The sequence below is a fragment of the Halorussus ruber genome, assembly GCF_004765785.1.
GTDB lineage: Archaea > Halobacteriota > Halobacteria > Halobacteriales > Haladaptataceae > Halorussus > Halorussus ruber.
Genome location: NZ_SBIT01000006.1, coordinates 58,740 through 74,055, shown reverse-complemented (window position 1 = coordinate 74,055; position 15,316 = coordinate 58,740). Strand labels below are relative to the sequence as shown.

General features: G+C 66.6%; 17 protein-coding genes. 5 read left to right on the top strand and 12 right to left on the bottom strand.

Annotation, left to right across the window (positions count from 1 at the left end):
- Positions 1 to 358: 358 nt before the first annotated feature.
- The 11 genes from EPL01_RS09825 to cbiT all read right to left on the bottom strand — a co-directional run bounded on the left by EPL01_RS09825 (position 359) and on the right by cbiT (position 9,430).
- Positions 359 to 1,621, bottom strand: a complete 1,263-nt coding sequence (locus tag EPL01_RS09825; protein ID WP_135825098.1) for an outer membrane protein assembly factor BamB family protein — start codon at positions 1,619 to 1,621, stop codon at positions 359 to 361.
- Positions 1,618 to 1,992 carry a DUF3209 family protein gene (locus EPL01_RS09820; RefSeq protein WP_135825097.1) on the bottom strand — a complete coding sequence of 125 codons (375 nt, stop codon included), beginning with the start codon at positions 1,990 to 1,992 and terminating at the stop codon, positions 1,618 to 1,620. Before EPL01_RS09820 ends, EPL01_RS09825 begins: the two co-directional genes overlap by 4 nt.
- 11 nt (positions 1,993 to 2,003) lie before the next feature.
- The gene (locus tag EPL01_RS09815; protein WP_135825096.1) at positions 2,004 to 3,227 is read right to left on the bottom strand and encodes a CbiX/SirB N-terminal domain-containing protein; all 1,224 of its coding nucleotides are present in this window, start codon (positions 3,225 to 3,227) and stop codon (positions 2,004 to 2,006) included.
- Positions 3,220 to 3,906, bottom strand: a complete 687-nt coding sequence (locus EPL01_RS09810; protein WP_135825095.1) for a cobalamin biosynthesis protein — start codon at positions 3,904 to 3,906, stop codon at positions 3,220 to 3,222. Before EPL01_RS09810 ends, EPL01_RS09815 begins: the two co-directional genes overlap by 8 nt.
- Positions 3,899 to 4,141 (bottom strand): ferredoxin, encoded by a 243-nt coding sequence (locus tag EPL01_RS09805; RefSeq protein WP_135825094.1) that lies wholly within the window; start codon positions 4,139 to 4,141, stop codon positions 3,899 to 3,901. The genes EPL01_RS09810 and EPL01_RS09805 overlap by 8 nt, the downstream gene beginning before the upstream one ends.
- A gap of 3 nt (positions 4,142 to 4,144) precedes the next feature.
- Positions 4,145 to 5,140 (bottom strand): precorrin-3B C(17)-methyltransferase, encoded by a 996-nt coding sequence (gene cobJ / locus EPL01_RS09800; RefSeq protein ID WP_135825093.1) that lies wholly within the window; start codon positions 5,138 to 5,140, stop codon positions 4,145 to 4,147.
- Positions 5,141 to 5,147: 7 nt separating this feature from the next.
- A complete protein-coding gene (locus tag EPL01_RS09795; protein ID WP_135825092.1) occupies positions 5,148 to 6,002 on the bottom strand; it encodes a precorrin-3B C(17)-methyltransferase in 855 nt (284 codons plus the stop codon).
- 1 nt (position 6,003) lies between these two features.
- Positions 6,004 to 6,975 carry a cobalt-precorrin 5A hydrolase gene (gene cbiG, locus EPL01_RS09790; protein ID WP_135825091.1) on the bottom strand — a complete coding sequence of 324 codons (972 nt, stop codon included), beginning with the start codon at positions 6,973 to 6,975 and terminating at the stop codon, positions 6,004 to 6,006.
- A gap of 240 nt (positions 6,976 to 7,215) precedes the next feature.
- Positions 7,216 to 8,085: a cobalt-precorrin-4/precorrin-4 C(11)-methyltransferase gene (locus EPL01_RS09785; protein WP_135825360.1), complete on the bottom strand. Its 870-nt coding sequence runs from the start codon at positions 8,083 to 8,085 to the stop codon at positions 7,216 to 7,218.
- A gap of 29 nt (positions 8,086 to 8,114) precedes the next feature.
- Positions 8,115 to 8,825: a cobalt-factor II C(20)-methyltransferase gene (locus EPL01_RS09780; protein WP_135825090.1), complete on the bottom strand. Its 711-nt coding sequence runs from the start codon at positions 8,823 to 8,825 to the stop codon at positions 8,115 to 8,117.
- Complete coding sequence (gene cbiT, locus EPL01_RS09775; protein WP_135825089.1) at positions 8,822 to 9,430, bottom strand: precorrin-6Y C5,15-methyltransferase (decarboxylating) subunit CbiT; 609 nt, start codon at positions 9,428 to 9,430, stop codon at positions 8,822 to 8,824. The genes EPL01_RS09780 and cbiT overlap by 4 nt, the downstream gene beginning before the upstream one ends.
- A 149-nt stretch (positions 9,431 to 9,579) precedes the next feature.
- Here cbiT and EPL01_RS09770 point away from each other — a divergent pair, with 149 nt between their 5' ends.
- The 4 genes from EPL01_RS09770 to EPL01_RS22445 all read left to right on the top strand — a co-directional run bounded on the left by EPL01_RS09770 (position 9,580) and on the right by EPL01_RS22445 (position 14,839).
- Positions 9,580 to 10,392: a DUF7839 domain-containing protein gene (locus tag EPL01_RS09770; protein WP_135825088.1), complete on the top strand. Its 813-nt coding sequence runs from the start codon at positions 9,580 to 9,582 to the stop codon at positions 10,390 to 10,392.
- Positions 10,393 to 10,671: 279 nt separating this feature from the next.
- Positions 10,672 to 13,245 carry a heavy metal translocating P-type ATPase gene (locus EPL01_RS09765; protein WP_246045663.1) on the top strand — a complete coding sequence of 858 codons (2,574 nt, stop codon included), beginning with the start codon at positions 10,672 to 10,674 and terminating at the stop codon, positions 13,243 to 13,245.
- 161 nt (positions 13,246 to 13,406) lie between these two features.
- Positions 13,407 to 14,624, top strand: coding sequence for an RNA-guided endonuclease InsQ/TnpB family protein (locus tag EPL01_RS09760; protein WP_135825086.1), 1,218 nt, complete (start codon positions 13,407 to 13,409; stop codon positions 14,622 to 14,624).
- Positions 14,625 to 14,710: 86 nt separating this feature from the next.
- A complete protein-coding gene (locus EPL01_RS22445; protein ID WP_281275356.1) occupies positions 14,711 to 14,839 on the top strand; it encodes a hypothetical protein in 129 nt (42 codons plus the stop codon).
- Position 14,840: 1 nt separating this feature from the next.
- Here EPL01_RS22445 and EPL01_RS09755 read toward each other — a convergent pair whose 3' ends face one another.
- On the bottom strand, positions 14,841 to 15,035 hold the full coding sequence (locus EPL01_RS09755) for a hypothetical protein (protein WP_135825085.1): 195 nt from the start codon (positions 15,033 to 15,035) through the stop codon (positions 14,841 to 14,843).
- Between the two features lie 89 nt (positions 15,036 to 15,124).
- Here EPL01_RS09755 and EPL01_RS21565 point away from each other — a divergent pair, with 89 nt between their 5' ends.
- Positions 15,125 to 15,265, top strand: coding sequence for a hypothetical protein (locus tag EPL01_RS21565; RefSeq protein WP_168215856.1), 141 nt, complete (start codon positions 15,125 to 15,127; stop codon positions 15,263 to 15,265).
- The last annotated feature ends 51 nt before the right edge of the window (positions 15,266 to 15,316 follow it).

Here is a 15,316-nt window from a genome sequence, read left to right as displayed (position 1 = left end):
GGTAATTCTGTGTGGGCACGTTCGGGGTTGTGGATTGGCCGAAAGATTCGGCGTTGGAAAATCGGTACTGTTCCGATGAGTCGTAGCGACAGCGCGAAGGCCTCGAAAGCCCTCGCGCGGTTCGCGGTCGCTCAGCGGGATATTCTCGGGCCTCGCTTCGCTCGCCCCTCGAATAGTGGCCCGCTGAGACGACTGAAATGAACGCGAACCGCACTCGCCCTTTCAGTCCACCAAGGAACCACACTTGCTCCACCGAGCGCATCCTTGGCGGTTTGAGCAATGACGACTTGAGCAATGACGACTACGTGCTTCGATACGTTTCGAGCGACTGAAAAACCGAAACCTTCCTGCTGACACCTCAAATCTGCTCCACGCGAACCCGATACTCCCCCCGAACTTCGCCCTCGTCGTGGTACTCCACCGGTTCCTCCACGAACGCCACCCGGCCATCCGACAGCGCCGCCGAGGAGACAACCCCCTCGGCCCCAATCTCCCGAACCAACCCTTCCCGAGCGTCGAACACCCGCAAACCGTGCGCTTCCGCGTCCCGGTCCCGGAAGTGCTGAGCGCAGGGGACCGCGATGCGCTCGCCCGAGGAGACAACCTCGCAAGCGAACCCGCCGACCGAGGCCGACCACAGACGCTCGCCCTCCTCCCGCGAGAACGCCGCGATGGTGTGCTCGTTCGGGTGGCGACCCTCGGCCTCGCGGCCCTCCTCGGGGAAGGTGTTGCCGGTCACGAACACCGCGGCGTCGCCCGCGAGGAGGACGTGGTTCGGGTAGGCGTACAGCGTCTCGTCGCCGACGGCGCGCTCGACGCCGAGGTCGGTCGCCCACCGCTCCGCGCCGCCGTCGGCATCGACCTCGCCGAGCAGATACCCCCGGTAGTCGCCGTGACTCGCCGCCGCGAGGTCGCCGCCCGCCAGCGACACGTCGCCGACCCGGCGCTCGCCCGCCGTGCCGGGGTCCCAGTCCGCGACCGGGGTACCGGACTCGGCGTCCAGCACCACCAGTCCGCGGTCGTGGTCGCCGCCGCATCGGTTGTAGGCGACCGCGAGACGACCATCTTCGAGAGAGAGCGCGATGGGTGAGGCGTCGGTCTCGTACCGCCAGCGGACCTCACCGTCCGGGTCGAAGGCGTACACCGCGCTCCGCCAGACTCGCTGGTCGCCGTCGGGTCGGTCGCTGTCGCGCTCGTACCGCCTTGCCGCGGCGTAGATGCGGTCCTCGCCCGCGAGGGCATCGACCACGAAGGGGTACCAGAACAGGGTGTCCTTCGCGGGACCGCCGAGGTCGCTGGCGGTGTCGTAGGCCCACCGCTCGTCACCCGACGAATCGAGCAGTCGGACCCGGCCGCGGTCGCCCCGCGTACCGACCGCGAGCGAGGTATCGTCTTCGGCGAGCGCGACCGCCATCTCCTCGCCCGGCGTTCGCCATCGTTCGGTCCCGTCGGAATCCAGCGCGAGGACCGTTCCGTCGGCGGTGCCGACCGCGAAATCGGCCGTCTCCGCCTCGGCCTCGCCGCCGCCGAGCGCGGTCACGCTCGACCGTCGCCACTGCTGGCGACTGCCCCGCGGCGAGCAGTCGCCGAGCTGGACCGAGACGCTTCCTTCGAGACTCATTCGTCCTCGACCGGGAACGCCTCGTGGAGCACGTCGTGGGCCTCGCTCAGATCCCCCAAGACGCTCTCGCCCTGCGCGGTCACTCGCTGGACCGCCCGCTCGGCGTCCCGGACCGCGACGAGGCGACCCCGGAGGTAGTCGTACTCGGGCGCGTCGTCGTCGGTCCGAGCGATTTCCTCCTCCAAGTCCACCAGCGCGGCGTCGAGGTGGCGCTCGATTTCCGAGAGGGTCTCGGCCTCGGCCAGCGCGCCGACCGGGCCGTCGAGGTGGCCCTCCAACTCCTTCTCGGCGTGCCGTCGCGCCGCGTCGTCTTCGGTTCCCAGTACGTTCATCAGTCCGAGTCGCAGTGCTTCGATTTCGTAACAGCTCATGGTTTCGAATTTCAGAGTGTTTGGTCTACGATGTCGCTCACGATGCGGTCCCTGTCGAGGTGGGACGAGACGATTCGCTCGGCGTCGTCGTCGCCGACGCCGCCGTACCAGACGCCGTCGGGGTAGACGGCGACCATCGGGCCGTCGCCACAGCGCCCGAGGCACGACGAGCGAGTGATTCGGGCGTCGGCCTCGTCGGAGTCCCGGACCTCCTGGCGGAGGCGCTCCAGCACGGCCGCGGACCCCTCGGCGGCGCAGGTCTGGTTGGTGCAGACCGCGACGTGTTTCTCCGGCGCGTCGTGGACGTGGGGGTCGTCGTCCACGTCCTCCCGGTCGGCGTGGGCCTCCTGATGGGTCAGCGCCCGGAGCATCGCCCGAGCGCCCCCTTGGTCCTCCTCGTAGCCGTCGAGTTCGACCTTGTACTTGCAGGTGTCGCAGGACATCTCGACGCTGCCGGTCCGGGCCTCCTGCCACCGGTCGGCCAGCACGTCGAGCAGGCGCGAATCGGTTCCGAGCGGGTCGCCCGCCGCCCCGTCGACGTAGGGGTACTCGTCGGCGAACTCGGCGGTCCGGTCGCGGACCCGCCGGGTCAACACCCCGTCGCCGAGCATGTACGGCAAGGCGACCACGGCGTCGGGCCGCTGTTTGGCGATTCCGTGGAGCGTGTCGTCGAGCGTCGGTTCCGTGACGCCGACGAAGGTCGCTTCGACCGACGAGAACTCCCGGCCCTCGTAGAGCAAGCGGGCCAGTTTGTGAACGTCGGCGTTGGCGTCGGGGTCGCTCGACCCCCGAGCGCAGAGCGCGACTGCCACGTCGTCCTCGGCGCGGTCCACACCGAGTTCCGCCTCCACCGCGGCGGCCCGGTCGTCCAGCAGGTCGATAATCGCCGGGTGGACCCCGAGGTGGGACCCGACGCTGAACTCGACTTCGGAGTGGTCGCGCCGCGCCCGGTTCACCGCCAGCGGCACGTCGTTCTTGACGTGGCTCGCGGCGAACAGCGACAACTGGACGACCGAAATCTGCTCGACCGACGGCGCGAGCGCGTCTATCGCGTCGGGTATCGACGGTTCGGCGAGTTCGAGGAACCCGGCGTCCACCGGCACGCCGACTCGCTCCTCCAGCGCGGCCGCCAGCTCCCGGACCTGCTCGTTCGACTTCTCGCGCCGGGAGCCGTGACCGACCAGCAGGACGGCCTCGTCCTCGAATCCGGTCGCGGGGTCGGCGGTTCTACTCATCCGTCTGTCCCGCCTGCTTCAGACTCCGCCGGAGCTTCCGCCGCCGATTCGGCGCGAACAGCCCCGACTCGTCGGTGTCCCGATACAGCCACTCGCCGAACCGGCCCGCGGCGTCGTCCTCGACGCCGAACCAGCACCGGCCCGAGGACGCTTCTGCGACCTCGCCTGTCGGTGCCTCGACCTCGGCCTTCTCTACGAGACCCCGAATCGTCTCCACGAGGGTCCGGTCCGCGTGGGCGAACGAGATGCCGACCGCCCCGGTCGAACTCTTGAAGCAGATGGTGCCACAGCCTTCGAGGAGGCCCCGAATCAGTTGGCGGTCGTGGTCGGCGAAGGCGTCGAACCGGTAGCCGCCGGGTTGGTCCTCGATGGGCAGACCGAGCGCGGCACTCGCTCGCTCGGCCAGCGTCGAACCGATGACCTGCACGGTGTACTCGTCTTCTGTCCGGGTGATGGCGGTGTCGTGGCCGTACTCTCGTTCGGCGATTCGATGCTCGACCTGCTCGGCCCCCGCAATCGCGGCTAATCGCTCGGCGGCGGTTTCGTCGCCCGTGACGACTCGAATCCCGTCCCGAGTCACGTCGCCGTCGCCCGCGACCCGGCCCCAGAAGTAGGCCAGTTCGGGGTGGCCCGCCAGCATGTCGTCGGGCGCGCTCTCGCCGACTGCGGCGTCACTCATCGCTTACCTCCTCCACGCTGATTGCGTTCGGCGGGCAGGCAGCGGCGGCTTGTTCGGCGTCTGCCCGCCGGTCGTCGTCGAACTCCGCGACGACTCGTCCCTCCTCGCGCCGGACGTTCCCCGCGTCCGCTTCGATAGTTGCGAGGCCGTCCTCGGCCTCCGCGAATCGGCCGTCTCGTGTCAGGCAGGCGAAGATGCCGTCGCAGGCGTCGGTGTCGATAGCTACTCGGTACATCTCTCAGTAGTCGTACTTCGTCTCGTAGCCCCGCGGGGTGACCATCCGGTCGTCCCAGACGTAGGTCTCGTCGTTGCCCACGAGGAGCGTGGTCGTCATGTCTATCAGGTCGGTCTCGCCGAGGTCCGGGAGGTCGCCGAGCGTCACTATCTCGACCTCCTCGTCGTCGCGTCCCGCGGCGTGGACCACGCCGACCGGGGTGTCCTCGTCTCGGTGTTCCAGCAGAATCTCACAGCACTTCTCGAAGTTCTCCCGGCGCTTGCGACTCCACGGGTTGTAGATGGCGATGGTGAACCCCTCCTTGGCGGTGGCGTGAAGCCGCGACTCGATGGTCGGCATGTCGGTGAGGTGGTCCGAGAGGCTGATGCTCACGGTGTCGTTCACGAGGGGCGCGCCGACTCTGGCCGCGCAGGACTGGGCCGCCGGGACGCCGGGAACGACCTCGAAATCGACCATCGAGGCCGTCCCGCCCTTGGATTCGAGAATCTCCAGCGCGAGACCGGCCAGCGCGTAGACGTTCGGGTCGCCGCTCCCGATGATGGCCACGTCGTTGCCCGAAAGCGCCCGGTCGATGGCCTCCTCTGTCCGTGAGACCTCGCCGCACATCGGCGTCGAGTAGATGTCCTCGGCGCTCTCGGTGATGTCGTCGGGCAGGAGTTCGACGTAGGTCGTGTAGCCCACGATGTGTTCGACCGCTGCGAGGGCGGTCTTCGCCCGACTGGTCATCCCCTCGGGTTCGCCCGGTCCGAGACCGACCGCCACGAGTCTGCCGGGGTCGGCGTCGAAGTCCTCGACTGTCGAACCGACTTCCTCCTCGTCGCTCGAACCGCCGCATTTCGACGTGCTGTCGTCGGTCGAACTCGACCCGCCGCACTTCGACTCGGCGGTCTCGGTTTTCGTCGCGCCGCACTTCGACCCGCTCGATTCACTCGCCTCTGTGTCCGTACTGCTCGATGCGCCGCACTTCGATTCACTCGGTTCGGTGTCGTCGGTGCTCATGATTGATTCAGAAATCGTCTACGTCACGCCCGCCGCGAGGAGTGACGAGGTACTCTCGGTCGTCGTTGCGCCACACCTTCGTCTCGTGGTTGCCGACGAGGAGGGAGGTCCCCATCCCGCCGACCTTCTCGTCGTGGTCGGTGGCCTCGCCGAGCGTCGTGATGGTGTGGGTCTCGTCTTCGAGGTTCCGGCCCGCCTCGGCCCGGCCAGCGTCGTTGAAGATGCCGACCGGCACGTGGTCTGCTCGCTCCTCGCGGAGGACCTCGATGGCTCGCTCGTAGTCGCGCCAGCAGTTGTAGAGGACCACGACGAACCCGCTGATTGCGGCGGCTCTCAGTTTCTCCTCGATTTCGTCCCAGCCCCGCCACTTGTCCGAGAGCGAAATCGTGCAGAAGTCGTTGCTGAGGGGCGCGCCGAGGTTGGCCGCGCCGCCGAGCGCCGCGGTGACGCCCGGCACGATTTCGATGGGCACGTCGGTCGCGTCTTCCTCCTCGGCCATCGTGAACACGAGGTCCGACTTGCCGTAGACGTTCGGGTCGCCGCCGGAGACGTGGGCCACGTCCTCGCCATCGCGGACCCGCTCGAACGCCTCGCGGGCGAGTTCGACCTGCCGACCCATCGAGGAGCGAACGACCTCCTGCTCGGTCCCGTCGTGTCGGGTGGCGATTGCGGCGTCGTCCGCTGCCTGCTCGGTCTCGGACTCCGGCGGGAGGGTGCCGTCCTTCCGCAGGAACTCCTGATAGAGGTTCGAGGCGATGACGCAGTCGGCGGTCCGAATCACGTCTTTGGCCTCTTGGGTCATCGCGTGGGGCAGGCCGGGGCCGATGCCGACGACGTAGAGGGTGCCCACTTCTTCACTCATGCTATCGCCCCACCGCCACGGTCACGGCGTCGTCGTACCGCGTTTTTTCGGCAACGAGGTCGTGGTTTCGCCCTCCGGCGATGGCCGAGGCCTCGGCGATGCCGGGCCAACCGATGAGTTCCTTGGACTTCGACGGGGTGGGTCCCTCGAAGTCTTCGAGGGTTTCTTTCTCGAAGGCGACCACGCCGAGGTCTAACTCGTCGGCCGCGGCGAGGAGTCCCTCCTCGTCCTCCTTCCGGGTCGCGGTGGCGACGAACTCCACGTCGTCGAGGTCGTAGTCGGTCGATTCGAGGGCGCGCTTCCACGCCGCGAGGAACTGCTCGCTCGTCGCGCCGGAGACGCTTCCGGTCCCGAGGACGACGCCCTCTCCGTCGTCTTTGTTGCGCTTGAGGACCGTCACGTCGTCGCCGACGAGGACCGCCTTCGGACCGTCGAGGCGCTCTACGGGGCCGAGTTCGTCGTCCAGCACCGCGAGGTTGGTGGCGACCGTCGAGTCGCCGTTGACGACGTGGGCGTCGAGGGCCTTGGCCTGCTTCTCGACGCCCTGCTTGTCGGCGGCCTCCGAGGCGGTGGTCATCGCCGGGACAGCGCCCATCGAGGCCAAGTCGTCGGCGACCTGATTCGCGCCGTGGTGGCCGCCCGTGATGGGGATGGCCCACGTCAGTTCCTCGTCCACGACGCAGATGGCGGGGTCGTCCCACTTGTCGTCGAGGAGGTGGGCGGTCTTTCGCATGGCGATACCGCTGGCCATCAGGCCGACGAAGCAGTCGTACTCGCCCCAGTACTCCTCGAACACGTCGCCGTGGTACTCCAGCACGTCGACGGTCTCGTACCGGTCGCCGATTCCCTCGACTATCTCCTCGGCGGTGTCCATCTTGCGCTCGAAGGCGACGACGGCTATCTCCTCGGCTACTTCGCCGTCGGAATCGGGTGTTTTACAGCTACTACTGGAATCGTTGTTGTCCGTACTCATGGTTCGAGTATCTTCGACTGCAACTCGGTTTCGCTCGGCGAGTCCATCCATCGAGAACGCGCTCGACTGAACGTTCGACTGTCTGGGTGGACTGAAAGGGGCCGCCCGGTCGCGTTTACCGTGGTCGTCTGGCCGACCCCTATCTGCGCCGCGTGGTGCGGGAAGGCGCAGATATGTCGGCCAGCGACCGCGACCGGGCGGGGGCTTTCGAGGTCTTCCCGCCCGCTTCGGCGGACAGTCTCAGTCATCCGAACACCCCTCTTCTGTCTCGGAGCCGTTCGCCCAGTCGCCGTACAGATACGACCGCTCGTAACCCGACCCGGTGGTGGCCTCGCCGACGACGACCATCGCGGAGGCCCGATACCCGGCCGCCTCGACCTTCTCGCCGATGGTCTCGATGGTGCCCTCGATGACCTCCTCGTCGGGCCACGAGGCGTGGTAGACCACCGCGACCGGGGTGTCGGGGTCGTGGCCCTCGTCCAGCAGGCGGTCCATCGTCTCGCCGACCGCGTGGGTGCCGAGGTAGATGCAGGTCGTCACGTCGCCCATCCCCACGAACTCGCCGATGTGGTCGTCCTCGGGGTCCAACGTCTTGCCCTGCGGCCGGGTGAACGCGACGTGGTTGGCGGTCTCGTTGAGCGTGAGTTGGGTCCGAAGGGTCGCGCTCGCGGCGAACGCCGAGGTCACGCCCGGCACGAGGTAGGTCGGCACGTCCTCGTGTTCCAAGGCGTCCATCTGTTCGAGCGCCGCGCCGTAGACCGCGGGGTCGCCGCTGTGGAGGCGGACCACGCTCCGGCCCTCCTCGTAGGCGTCCCGCATCAGGGGAACGAGTTCTTCGAGGTCCTTGCCGACCGAGTTGACCAGTTCGGCGTCGTCGCAGTACGCTTCGAGGAGTTCGCTGTTGACCAGCGACCCGGCGTGGACCACGAGGTCGGCGTCCTCCACGAGTTGCTTGCCGGTCACAGTCAGCAGGCCGGGGTCGCCCGGTCCCGCTCCGATGAAGGGAACGCCCTCCTGCACGTCGCCAGCGGTGTGTTCGTAGACCCGCCGGTCGCGGTCCCGCTGGCGGGCGTCACTCTGGGCGTCGATTGCGTCTTGGGGGGCCTCCATGGCGTCTCGGGACCCGTGGCCGCCGTTCGTCACGCCGACCCCTCCGTTTCCGCTGTCCTATCGAACTCGGCGGTCGCGCGGTCCTTCTCGATGCCGCGCTTCTCGGCGTAGGCGAGAGTGTAGTAGTCGCGTTCGGCGATTTCTTCTGGGTCGCTGGTGACAATCGTCTCGCCCTGCTCCATGTAGAGGCGGCGACCGTAGGTCACGTCGTAGCCCGCTTCCGCGAGGCCCTCGTGGGTCGCGGGCGCGTCGGTGACTTTGAACAGGACCATCCGGTCCGGCCCGGTCGGGGACCGACCTCGGGAGGCCTCCTTCAGCGCGAGGCCCGCCCCGGCGTCGATTTCGACGCCCAGCGCGGTGGCGAACGCGGTCACCGCGCTCACGCCGGGCACGATTTCGAGGTCTACTTCGGGGTGGAAGGCGTCCATCGTTCGCCGGAGGTGGCCGAAGGTAGAATAGACGTTGGGGTCGCCGAGCGTGACGAAGGCAGCGTCCCCGTCCGCGGCCCGCGGAGCGATTTCGGCCGCGGCGTCTTTCCACGCGCTCCGGAGTTCGTCGGGGTCGCGGGTCATCGGGAAGTCGAGGTCGCCGATTTTGGACTCGAGGACGTACTCGGTCGCCACCGACCGCGAGAGGCGGCCGGGCGAGTACACCACGTCGGCGGAATCGAGGACGCGCTTGCCACGAACCGTCACGAGGTCGGCGTCACCGGGACCGAGGCCGACGCCGTAGAGGGTCATGGCGCGCCCTCCTCGGCGTCCGCCGGTTCGGTCTCGGACTCGCTTTCTTCGGCCTCCGCTCCGCCGACCACCGTGTAGACCGGGTTCTGGGAGTCGAAACTGGTCGCGCCGACCAACTCGTAGCCGTGGCTGACTTGGACCTGAACCACCTCCGAGAGGAGGTCCCGGTCGCGGAAGGCCTCGACCGCTCGCCCGGCGACTTCGAGGCGCGAGACGTTCATCACGACCGTCTCGACGCCGGTCTCGACCGCGTGGTCGAGGACCGCCTCGAAGTTCCGACTGCCGCCCAGAAAGAGGGCGTCGGCGTCGTCGGGAAGGCCCTCGGGTGCCTCGGCCTCGCGTAGCGTCACAGTATCGTTCTCGCCCGCCTCGATACCGTTCGCCGAGAGGTTCTCGCGGGTGGTTTCGAGTCGGTCCGCCTTTCGTTCGAGGGCAGTGACCCGGCCGGCTCGGCGCGCCGCCTCGATAGTGACGGCACCCGTGCAGGAACCGACCTCTACGAAGTGGTCGTCCTCGCGCAGGTCGAGTTTGCCCAGCAGGACCGCCCTGACCTCCGATTTGGTCGGGCCAGCCTTCGCGTCCTTCGGAAGCGCTATCCTCGCCATCACTGGATACAACTTCGGGCGACGAATAAAACAATTATGGTTGTATTAGAGCAAGTAGTATTTCAATAACGAGGGCTCCGAGGCCCGAGAGCGAAACTGCACCGGGAGTAACGCAAAAATACTTGCAGTAGGGTGCCGAACCGCCGGGCATGTCGGAGCGACCGGACGGCGACGACGGGGCGAACGTGCTTCGGAGCAAGCGACACGCGACGCGGTACCAGATTCTGGCCGAGATAGCCGAGCGCCAACCCGCGGTCAGTCAGCGCGAAATCGCCGACGCCATCGGCGTCACGTCCCAAGCGGTCAGCGACTACCTCAAGGACCTCGTAGACCAAGGGTACGTCACGAAACACGGCAGAGGTCGGTACGAGGTCACCAAGGAGGGCGTCGATTGGCTGATGGGCCGGACCGACGAACTCCGCGCCTACGTCGAACACGTCTCGACCGACGTCATCGGCGAGGTCGAGGTCGAGACCGCAATCGCCACCGCCGACGTGTCGGAGGGCGACGCCGTGTCGCTCTCGATGCGGGACGGAACGCTCCGCGCGACTCCCGGCCGGTCCGGAAGTACAACCGCAGTTGCGGTTACGGACGCCCCGGCGGGGGCCGACGCGGGCGTCACCGACTTCGCGGGCGTCCTCGACTACGATTTAGGGGCCGTGACCGTGGTCTCGATTCCACCGGTCCGCGATGGTGGGAGCAGGGCAGTCGAATCGGCCGAAATCGCCGACCGCGCCGCTTCTCACGACCTGCTGGCAGTCGCCGGGACCGAGGCCCTCGCCGCGGCGCGGGACGCCGGACTCGACCCGGATATTCGCTTCGGGACGGTCGATGCGGTCCGCGAGGCCGCCGCGAAGGGCCTCGACGTGCTTCTGCTGGCCGTCTCCTCGGAACTCACCGCCCATACCGACGCGCTCCGCGAGCAGAACGTCGGCTACGAGGTCATCGACGCGGCGGAGTGAGGACTGTCTGTTCCTGCTTCTGAGACATACGCATCTTTTCAAAACACGACTAGATGTTTTCTTCAAGTATCTATAGCTGTCCCTCGTGCCAGTCCCTCTCGATTTTCGCTCCCGCACCTACTTTGGAAACAAAAATGGTGACCCCGTTCGATACAGTCTAGAAAGCTATCGGCGGGATTTACGCCGTATTCGTAAGGGACAACTCGCTTTAACGTGGGTCCCGTACCTTCTATCAAGGAGCAAACGATGGCGCGAACCGCACACCTCGACGTACGAGGCATGAGTTGCGCCAACTGCTCGGGGACGGTCGAAGACGCCCTGAGCGAGTTGGACGGAATAGAGGAGGTGAACGTCAACTTCGCCACCGACGAGGGCACCGTCGAGTACGACTCGGGCGAGGTCACGCTGGCCGAGATTTACGAGGCCATCGAGGAGTCGGGCTACGAACCCGTCTCCGAGGAGGTCTCTATCGGCATCGCGGACATGACCTGCTCGAACTGCGCGGAGACCAACGAGGACGCCCTCGAAGCCCTGCCGGGGGTCGTCTCCGCGGAGGTCAACTACGCCACCGACGAGGGCGTCGTGCGCTACAACCCCAACGACGTGGACCGCGACTCCCTCTACGAGGCCATCGAGGGCGCTGGCTACTCGCCGGTCCGCGAGGAGGGCGGCGAGGGCGAAGACGGCAAGCAGTCCAGCGCCGACCGCCGGGACGCCGCCAGACAGGAGGAGATTCGCCACCAGCGAAATCTGACCATCTTCGGCGCGGTCCTGTCCACGCCGCTCATCTTCTTCATGCTCGAACACTACCTGTTCGACGGCCTGCTCGGCGAGGCCTTGCTGGGCGTCCCGCTCGGGTGGGTCATGTTCGGGCTGGCGACTCCGGTTCAGTACTTCCTCGGCAAGGAGTTCTACGAGAACTCATACAAGGCGGTCGTCAAGAACCGGACCGCGAACATGGACGTGCTGATTGCGCTCGGCTCCTCGACCGCCTACATCTACAGCGTGGCGGTCCTGCTCGGGTTCACCGGGAGTCTCTACTTCGACACCGCGGCGCTCATCCTTGTGTTCATCACGCTCGGCAACTACCTCGAAGCCCGCTCGAAGGGCCAAGCGAGCGACGCGCTCCGGAAACTCCTCGAAATGGAGGCCGACACCGCGACGGTCGTCCGCGACGGAGACGAGGAGGAAATCCCCGTCGAGGACGTTGAAGTCGGCGACCTGATGGTGGTCCGGCCCGGCGAGAAGATTCCGACCGACGGCGTCGTCCGAGAGGGCGAGAGCGCCGTGGACGAGTCGATGGTGACCGGCGAGTCGGTCCCCGTCGAGAAGTCGCCCGGCGACGAGGTCGTCGGCGCGACCGTCAACGAGAACGGCGTCCTCCGCGTCGAGGCCACCAAGGTCGGCGCGGAGACTGCGCTCCAGCAAATCGTCCAGTTGGTCAAGGAGGCCCAGAGCCGCCAGCCCGAGATTCAGCAGGTCGCCGACCGCATCTCGGCGTACTTCGTCCCGGCGGTCATCACGAACGCTCTGATTTGGGGCACCCTCTGGTTCCTCTTCCCCGAGGCGCTCGCCGGATTCGTCCAGTCGCTCCCGCTGTGGGGCCTCGTCGCAGGCGGTCCCGCGGCCGCTGGCGGCACCGTCTCGGTCTTCGAGTTCGCGGTCGTCGTCTTCGCCTCCGCGGTCCTCATCGCCTGTCCCTGCGCGCTGGGACTGGCCACCCCGGCCGCGACGATGGTCGGGACCTCTATCGGCGCGCAGAACGGCGTCCTGTTCAAGGGCGGCGACATCCTCGAACGCGTCCGCGACGTGGACACCGTGGTCTTCGACAAGACCGGCACTCTGACCGAGGGCGAGATGCGCCTGACCGACGTGGTGGCGCTCGGCCCTGCGGCAGATGGTGGGGAGCAAACTGCCGCGGACGGCGGCGCGGTCGAAGCACCCGCTTCCGAATCTGAAATCGACGAAGACGTCGTCCTCGCCGCGGCCGCGAGCGCCGAGAAGGGGAGCGAACATCCCCTCGCGCAGGCCATCGTTGACGGCGCACAAGAGCGCGACCTCGATATCGAGGACCCCGAGAGCTTCGAGAACGTCCCCGGCCACGGCGTCCGCGCCACGACCTCCCACGGCGAGGTCTTGGTCGGCAACCGCAAGCTGATGGAGGACAACGGAATCGACGCCTCGCGCGCCGAGGAGCCGATGGAACGCCTCGAACGCGAGGGCAAGACGGCGATGCTCGTCGCAATCGACGGTCAACTCGCGGGCGTCGTCGCCGACGCCGACACCGTCAAGGAGAGCGCCAAGCAGGCCGTCTCGGCGCTCCGCGACCGGGGAACCGAGGTCATGATGATTACCGGCGACAACGAGCGCACCGCCCGCGCCGTCGCCGAGCAGGTCGGTATCGACCCCGACAACGTCCGGGCGGAGGTCCTGCCCGAGGACAAGGCCGACGCGGTCGAGTCGATTCAGGGCGAGGGCCGCAACGCCATGATGGTCGGCGACGGCGTGAACGACGCGCCCGCCCTCGCCGCGGCCTACGTCGGCGCGGCAATCGGCTCGGGCACCGACGTGGCCATCGAGGCCGCCGACGTGACCCTGATGCGCGACGACCCCGCCGACGTGCTGAAGGCCATCCGCGTCTCGGAGGGGACGCTGTCGAAGATCAAGCAGAACCTCTTCTGGGCGCTGGGGTACAACACCGCGATGATTCCGCTGGCCAGCCTCGGCCTGCTCCAGCCCGTGCTGGCTGCGGGCGCGATGGCGTTCTCCAGCGTGAGCGTCCTGACCAACAGCCTGCTGTTCCGGCGCTACACCCCGGACCACGACTACAAGCTGTTGGGCTTCCTGCGCTGAGGTCCGGCCACTGACCGCTCTTTTTCACAGGCGGAACGAGGCGGATGCCCCGACCCTTGAGGTCGGGGAGGAAGCCGACACTCGATGACACAAACCCCGCTACGATAGCAAAGCCGACTCCCAAACGTGTAAGTAACACCACCCGTATATGTGAAAATATAGTGGAATACCGTCGTACCGCCGTCATCAAACTCGACACTCCCGAAGGAGCCGACGATTCGCTTCGAGAGACCGTCGAGCAGTTCAAACACTGCGCCAATACCGCAAGCGAATGGTGTTGGCATGGCGACGACGGCTATCACGTCACCTCGAAAGCCAAAGCCGAACGCGCCCTCTACGACCGACTCCGCGACGAAACCGACCTTACCGCGAATCTCGTCCAGAAAGGGATTCGCAGGGCGGTCGAGGCCGTCAAAAGCGGAGTCTCGCGTCTCGAACGTGGTGAGAACACGTCACAACCGCACTTTTCTGCCGATAGCGCGGTCTACGACAAGCGGAGCGCGACGTTCCACCGCGACCACGTTTCCCTCTCGACCGTAGACGGGCGCGTTGAGTGCGAGTACATCCTTCCCGACGACTCGGAGACACCGCCGACCAAATACGTCTCCGACCAGGACTTCGAGTTTCGGATGGCACACTTGCAGTACCGCGACGGTGACTGGTTCCTCCACGCCTCGATGCGGAAAGTCGAGGCAGACGAGGAACCGTCTGAATCCGAGTCCAAGCACAGAACAGTCCTTGGTGTGGATTTGGGCGTCAACAACCTCGCCGTTGCTTCGACGGGGCGATTCTGGTCGGCAGACGAGTTCAACCACTGGCGACGAGAGTACGAGAAACGTCGTGGCTCGCTTCAGCAGTGTGGGTCTCGCCACGCCCACGAAAACATCGAGTCAGTCGGGCAGAAAGAGTACGGGCGGTTCGAGATACACCTGCACACGGTGGCGAACGAACTTATCGAGGAGGCCGTCGAGAACGACTGTTCGCACATCGTGTTCGAGGATTTGACCCATATTCGGGAGAACATTCCCGAGGCGACGTGGCAACACGTCTGGGCGTTCCGACGCCTCTCCGAGTACGTCGAATACAAGGCCGAAGAACACGGCCTCGAAGTCGTACAGGTTGACCCGCGCAACACGTCGAAGCGTTGCTCGACGTGTGGATTTACCCACGACGACAATCGGTCAGGCGAGTCGTTCGAGTGTCAGCAGTGCGGGTACGAGAACCACGCCGACTACAACGCCGCGAAGAACATCGGTTTGCAGTATCTCCGTCGTCGGCAAAACGCAGACGACGGAGGCGCACCCGTAGATGTGCGCTTGAATCGCGGGACGCTGAACGTGAGCGGGGAGTACGTTCCCCCTGCCTCGGGTGAGGCATAGAACGGGAGTCCACGCGAAAGCCTCGGGGCTTGACCCCGAGGCGATTTACGGAAAAGTTGACAGCACTTCGCGCCGATTTCGCTCGCGTGCAACTCCTCCCGCTTCGAACACCGGGGACGCCGCCTGCGGCGTACCTCCTCGTCCTCCTCGCAATTGCGGGCCTCTGGAAAATCGTCCGATGGTTCTCGAACCGCCTGCGAATGCGGTCCGACTGAATCAGTACTCCATCGCTCGCTTGACGCCCTCGTAGGCGACGCCGCTCTCGACGACCAACAGCAGGACCGCCAGCGCGACGGTGGTCTCGGTGACGCGGAGCCACCGGAACGCCCGGACGGCCCACGCGACGACGAACGCCGTGAGCAGGACGTACACGATTGTCGGGACTAACGCGGCTTCGTCCATGACACCCACCAGCGGGTCGTTGCGTCGAGAGGAGTAAAAAATTGACTCCGCGACTGCAGACAGAAATATTGACGAACGAGCGCGTCGTACCGCGGCGTATGACCCTTCCGCTTCACGCGAACGCTGCCCCCGGACTCGACCCGCAAGCGGTGTTAGTCGGCGCGCTCGTCGGCCTCGCAATCTGGCAGGGAATCCGGATGCTCGCCCGGTCGAACACCGGGAAGCGAGGCGGCGCGTAGCGTCCCGAATCGGTATCGTCTGCAACGCTCCCCCGCGACGTACTCTCGCTC